Origin of the sequence: Reyranella sp. (assembly GCF_036558665.1) — a bacterium.
GTDB lineage: Bacteria > Pseudomonadota > Alphaproteobacteria > Reyranellales > Reyranellaceae > Reyranella.
On sequence record NZ_DATBFE010000106.1, the window covers coordinates 1 to 6,086 of the forward strand.

The 6,086-nt window shown below is 70.5% G+C and carries 5 protein-coding genes and 1 pseudogene; 2 read left to right on the forward strand and 4 right to left on the reverse strand.

Translation table 11 applies throughout. The features are described from left to right. A partial coding sequence (locus VH499_RS16675; protein WP_332053870.1) for a hypothetical protein occupies nucleotides 1–664 on the forward strand: 664 nt, incomplete at its 5' end. 43 nt (nucleotides 665–707) lie between these two features. Here VH499_RS16675 and VH499_RS16680 read toward each other — a convergent pair. Continuing rightward, nucleotides 708–1,787, reverse strand: coding sequence for a PLP-dependent cysteine synthase family protein (locus tag VH499_RS16680; protein ID WP_332053871.1), 1,080 nt, complete (start codon nucleotides 1,785–1,787; stop codon nucleotides 708–710). 113 nt (nucleotides 1,788–1,900) lie between these two features. Then, a complete protein-coding gene (locus VH499_RS16685; RefSeq protein WP_332053872.1) occupies nucleotides 1,901–2,416 on the reverse strand; it encodes a pyridoxamine 5'-phosphate oxidase family protein in 516 nt (171 codons plus the stop codon). An 83-nt stretch (nucleotides 2,417–2,499) separates the two neighbouring features. Here VH499_RS16685 and VH499_RS16690 point away from each other — a divergent pair, with 83 nt between their 5' ends. Continuing rightward, nucleotides 2,500–3,069, forward strand: coding sequence for a helix-turn-helix domain-containing protein (locus VH499_RS16690; RefSeq protein ID WP_332053873.1), 570 nt, complete (start codon nucleotides 2,500–2,502; stop codon nucleotides 3,067–3,069). Between the two features lie 282 nt (nucleotides 3,070–3,351). Here the strand turns inward: VH499_RS16690 and VH499_RS16695 are convergent, their stop codons facing one another. Next, nucleotides 3,352–5,652, reverse strand: coding sequence for a glycoside hydrolase family 15 protein (locus VH499_RS16695; RefSeq protein WP_332053874.1), 2,301 nt, complete (start codon nucleotides 5,650–5,652; stop codon nucleotides 3,352–3,354). A 318-nt stretch (nucleotides 5,653–5,970) separates the two neighbouring features. Then, a pseudogene (locus VH499_RS16700) lies at nucleotides 5,971–6,086 on the reverse strand (IS110 family transposase); the annotation flags it as partial.

Below are 6,086 nucleotides of genomic sequence, written 5' to 3' on the forward strand. Positions count from 1 at the left end.
GGTGTACCTCGCGCTCGGCCTTGCCCTGTGCGCGGCGTGGCAGATCTATCTTGCCGGCGCTGCGCAAGGCTGGACCTCGGCCTGGCCCGCAGTTCCGCTGGTGGCGCTGCTGGCCGCCGGCGCCAGCCAGTGGCGCGGCAAGCGGCTGCCCGCTGCCATCGGCGGCCTTGCCCTGCTGATCCTGCCGCTCGCCTGGACGCTGAGCGCCATCTTCTCGCCCGGCAACCTGACATTGCCCTCGGCGAGCCTGCCGCGTTGGCTCGGCCTTCCCGACGGCCGCGGACCGATCCTGTCCCGCAACTACACCGAGCTCAGCGACGATCCGAAGCTGATCGACTTCCTGCTTGCCCATCGCGGCTCGGCACGTTTTCTCGCGGCGACCCCGACAATGCTGATCGCCTCGCCGATCATCGTCCGGACAGGCCGGCCGGTGATGGCGTTCGGCGGCTTTTATGGCATCGACCGGATCCTGACCGTCGAGGACTTCGCCGACAGGGTCCGCCGAGGCGAGGTCCGTTACGTCCTGGTCGGCACGCGCAGTGGTCTCCATCCGATCGCCCTCTGGGCGATGGAGCACGGCATCCCGGTCGATGACGCGCAGTGGCGTTCGCTGCCGCGCGAGCGATTTCGCTCGCTGCTGCTGATCGACCTCGAGGCGGATTGATCCGCGACGGGCGGCCAGCAGGCGGCGGAAGCCGGGGCGCGCGCTAGCCCATCTGGTAGCCCGGGGTCGAGCGCGAGATGGCGAGCTCCTCGTCGTCCATGTCCTCGGCGATGCCCTCGAACAGCGGCGTGGTGAGGTAGCGCTCGCCGGTGTCGGGCAGCATGCAGAGCAGGACCGAGCCGGGCGCCGCCTTTGCGGCCACGCCGAGCGTCACGGCGAAGGTCGAGCCGCCCGAGATGCCGGTGAAGACGCCTTCCTTCTGCGCCAGAGCCTTGGCCCACTTGACGCCCTCGGCGCCCGGAACGGCGATGCGCTCGTCGAAGTACTTCTTGTCGAGCGCCTCCTGCAGGACGAGCGGGATGAAATCGGGCGTCCATCCCTGGATCGGATGGGGCTCGAAGGCGGGATGGCTGCCGGCCGGCGAGCCGTCGGCCGCGCGCTTCTGCGGCTCGCCGCTGCCGACCAGCTGCGCGTTGGCCGGTTCGCAGAGAACGATCCTGGTCTCGGGACGCTCGCGGCGCAGCACGCGCGCCACGCCGCTCAGGGTGCCGCCGGTGCCGTAGCCGGTGACGAAATAGTCGAGACGGTGGCCCTTGAAGTCGCCCATGATCTCCCGCGCCGTGGTCGCTTCGTGGATGTCGGCATTGGCCTCGGTCTCGAACTGGTGCGCGAGGAACCAGCCGTTCTTCTGCGCGAGGTCCACCGCCTTCTGGTACATGCCGAAGCCTTTCGCGGCGCGCGGCGTCAGCACCACCTTGGCGCCCAGCAGGCGCATCAGCTTGCGGCGCTCGACCGAGAAGCTGTCGGCCATGGTGACGACCAGCGGATAGCCCTTCTGGGCGCACACCATGGCGAGCCCGATACCGGTGTTGCCGCTCGTCGCCTCGACCACCGTCTGGCCCGGCTTCAGCGTGCCGTTGCGCTCGGCCGCCTCGACGATGTTGACCGCCAGCCTGTCCTTCACCGACGCCGCCGGATTGAAGGCTTCCGCCTTGACGTAGATCTCGACGTTCTTCGGCCCGAGATTGTTGACCCTGATGCAGGGCGTGTCGCCGATCGTCTCCAGGATGCTCTCGAAGAGGCGGCCGCGGCCGTGCGTCGTCCTGACACCGCTGGTTGTCATCTCGTGCCCTCCCTTCCCGGCATGGACAGGGAAGGGAGTGGAACAGGCGGGACGGCCACCGGCAAGCGATCCGGACGCAGTCGGGCTGCACCGCGAAGGAGGCGACGCCGCGTTCAGGCCGGCGTCACGCGCCAGCCGCCGTCGGGCGCACGCTCGAGCGTCGTCGCCTGCAGGCCGAACGGCTCGGGCGTGACGCCGCGGATCCAGAGCGCCATGCGCTCGACCTCGATCTCGACGAAGATCGCGCTCGCCCGGTCGAGCTCGGTCGGGAAGTAGGCGTCGTAGCCCGGCCGCCAGCGCCGGCGGACCTCCGACGCCTCCGCGCACAGGGTCGCCTTGCCGCTCAGGGTGACCCAGGCCTCGCTCGGATCGTGCTGGAAGACGAGCGCGATCCTGCCGTCGCGCCGCAGGTCGGCCACCTTGCGCGAGCGCCCGTCGGTGACGAAGCGGATCGTCCAGGCGTCCTCGCCGGGGTCGTGCAGCAGCCGGCCCATCGGTCGCGCATCGAGCTCGCCGGTTTCCCTCGTCGTCGCCAGCCAGCAATAGGGCACGCTCCTGACGGTCCTCGCCGCGCCGGCCAGCAGCCGCTCGACCTCGAGGGCATCACGCCTTGCTTCCACTCGTGACATCGCATCCTCCGTTCGATGGTTGGGGTCTCGCCGATCGATGCCATATCTTGACCTGAGAGTCTAGACCATATAGTCTAGAACTCATGGGACGGCCCCGGTTCGACAATGCGGATTTTCTCGCCGCGGCGCGCGCGCTCGCCGCCGGGCGCGGGCCGGCCGCCGTCACGGTCGACGCCGTCGTCGACCGCCTGAAGGCGCCGAAAGGCTCGTTCTATCACCGCTTCGCCTCGCGCGACGCGCTCTTGGGCGAGCTGTGGCTGCAGTCGGTACTCGCCTACCAGGAGGGATTCGTGCGCGCGATCGAGGCCGGCGACGGGCTCGGCGCCGCGCTGCACACGCCGGCGTGGGTGCGCCTCAATATGGACGACGCGCGGCTCCTGCTGCTCTATAGCCGGCACGACTTCGTGCAAGGCGACTGGCCGGCGGCGCTGCGGCGCGGCGTGCGCGATCAGGCGCGGCGCTTCGAGGCCTGCCTCGAGAGCTTTGCGCGACAGGCCTTCGGCCGCGCCGGTCCCGCGCAGGTGAGGCGCGCCACCTTCGTGCTCGCCGAGGTCCCGACCGCCGCCGTCAGGCAGCACCTCCAGCGCCGCGAGCCGCCGCCGCCCCTGGTCGACGAGCTGATCCGCGAGACCTACCGGGCGATCGTTTCATAGGAGCGCGTCGCTGCCGTGGCGCTCATGCCCGGTTGGGCCGCGCGCCTCTTCCGGACCGCGAGCGTCCCGCTCGCCCGGATGCATGGGCGAGCCGGAGGCTCGCGGTCGGAAGACAAGAGATCGGGTCGGACTTGCCGTCGTCAGAGCCGCAAGGGTCCCCCTCTCCTGGCATGTCCCCCAAAGGGGGAGAGGCGGGGAAAGGGGGCACGGGCGAGCCGGAGGCTCGCGGCCCCGAAGAGAAGCGACCGCGAGCCTCTTCCGGACCGCGAGCCTCCGGCTCGCTCATGAGGCGAGCGCGATGCGCTGGTCGCGGCCCTCCCAGCGGCCCTCGTCGGCCATATATAAGGTGAACTCGAGCGAATGGTGGCCGGCGAGGTCGGCCGCGCCGAGGCGCACGCCGTGGCGGCCGAACGGCAGCGGGCTCGACTTGCGGTCGGCGACGCCGTGCCAGCCGTCGAAGCCCATGTGCAGGGTGAACGGCTCGCCCATGTCGACCATCAGCTCCCGCCCCTTCGGCAAGGCATCGAACGGCGTGTCGGGCCGCCAGTACCACGCCGCCGCCTGCCCTGCCCCGTTGGCGAGATGCTCCTCGACGCTCGCCAGCCGTTCGAGCGGGCGCTTCTTCTCGCGCGCGATCAGGAGCTTCAGGAACTCGGCATGCGCCCACACCAGCGGCATGGCGCTGCCCGACGGCCTGCCGGGCGCCAGCATGCGTTCGGGAATCGCCGGCCCGTCCCACACCTGTTCGGGGATCAGGCCGGCCGGCCCGGTCATGCGCGCCATGGTCTCGAGCCACGGCAGCGGATCGCGCCCGGCCAGCAGGTCGAAGTGGCCGCGCTCGCCCGCGAGCAGCGGCCAGGCGCGGCCGATGCCGCTGCCGTCGAACGGGCTGCCGTCCTCCTTCTCGCCGTAGCCGTCGCCGTTGTAGCGGCGATAGGCGGTGCCCTGCGGCGTCTCGACCCTGAGCAGCGCCTCGGCGACCTTGAGCGAGTCGAGGATGCGCGGATCGTCGGCGCGGCGCAGGCCGAGCCGCACCAGATAGAGGAACTCCATGCCGACCAGCGCCGCCGCCTCGACCCATTCGCCGCTGCGGTTCTTGACGTTGATGCGCCCGCGCAGGCCACCGTCCATGACCGCCGGACCGAGCCGCACGTAGTAGCCGGCGACGCCGTGCGCCTGCGCGAACGGCCCGTCGGCGACGTAGGTCCAGTCCTCGATGCGTTCGTTCCAGTGGTCGGCAAGGGCCAGCGCATAGGCGCGCTCCTCGCCGGCGAGGAATTCGGCCGCGGCGATCAGCGCCACGATCTCGATGCCGATGGTGAACGGGCTGATGCCGGCGTTCTCCTCCCAGCGGTCCTGCGCGCTGACCGGTCCGTGATTGACGAGATAGCGCACCGCGCGCCGCACCATCGCCTCGACCCCGCCGAGGCCGGTCAGCGCGCCCTGCTCGGCGAGCTTGGCGGCGAGCACGATCGGGAAGCCGACCTCGTCAAGCTGGATGCCGTCCCAGAAGGCGCGGCCGTCGGGAAAGGTGTTCTGGCTCCAGTGCCCGTCGTCGCGCTGGGTCGCGATCAGGTAGCACAGCATCCACACCGCGTCCTCGACCTCGCCGACCCCGATCAGGGCGAGCCCCGCCTCGACGCAGTCGCGCGCCCACACGAGGTGATAGCCGCCCGAGCTGTCGCTGGCATTGCCCCACGGCACGCTGAGGCTGGCCACGATCGAGCCGGGGAAGCTCCTGTCCTCGTGGACCTTGAGCACGACCGCCGAGATGTAGGCCTCGCGCTCGACGGCGAGCGAGCCGGCCGGGATCACGAGCTTCCTGCCCCAGTCCTCCCAGTCCTGGATGAAGCGCTGGCGCAGCGTGTCGTAGCCTTCGGCGATCGACGAGCGGGCGAGCGTGCGCGCGCCCTCGACATGCTCGGAGAAGCCGAGCGCCAGCAGGCCCTCGCTCGTCGCGAGCTCGCCCATCAGCGCGACGTTGCCGTCGAGCGCCTCGTCGTAGGTCCAGGCCATGCGGCCGTTGCGGTTGAAATCCTGCCAGCCGTCGGAGACGCCGACATAGCCGGCGCTCGCCCGCGCGAAGCCGGTGTCGTTCACCAGGCAGAGCGCGTTGTCGTCCTTCCACGCCACGAGATCGGCGCCGGCGCGCGCGTTGTTGCCGACGCCGCTGTTGCCGAGATGCGGCGACAGCAGGACGTAGAGCCTCGCGCCCTCGCCGACGAGCTTGTACGAAACGAGCACCGCGTCGCGCAGCGGAGCCGGCAGGAGCTCGATCTCCAGCCGCCAGCCCTCGCCCTCGTGCACGACGCGCGGCAGCGGCACGTAGGGCTGCGGCACCGTCACGGTGTACTGCGCGACGCGCTTCACCTCGGACCAGCCGGCGGGCCCGGCGACGATGAAGCCGAGGTCGCGGATCTGCGGCGTGCCGGTCGCGGGCCAGTAGATCTCGTTCACGATGCCGAAGCCCATCGTGACCCAGACGCGGCTGCCGCCCAGCGCCGTCGTCACCAGGTCCTTGGCGCTCGAGGTCCAGGTCGGCCGGATGCCGGGCGCACCCGGGGCGAGTGTAGAGGTCGGCATGGTCCGAGCCTGCCGCGCCCGCCCGTCGCACGCAACTCCGCCGCTGTCCCGAGCTTCTCCCGCACCTCATGCTCCTCGCCCCCGCGAGGGGGAGAGGTTGGGAGAGGGGGCGATCTACCGCACCTGCTGTTGCAACCCCCCTCTCCTAACCTCTCCCCAAGGGGGAGAGGAACTTGAAGACAACAGTCTCGCACCACATGCTCCTCGCCCCCGCGAGGGGGAGAGGAACTTGAAGACAAGAGTCCCGCACCCGATCCTCCTCGCCCTCTCTTGTCATGCTCCTCGCCCCCGCGAGGGGGAGAGCGACTGTCTTGGTCGTCAAGCGTTTTGCCATGGGCGTTGATCGCGAAGAACAGCATTGAGGATGGTGAGAAGCTTGCGCATGCAGGCGGTGAGCGCGAGCTTGGCGGGCTTTCCAGCCCGTCGCAGACGGG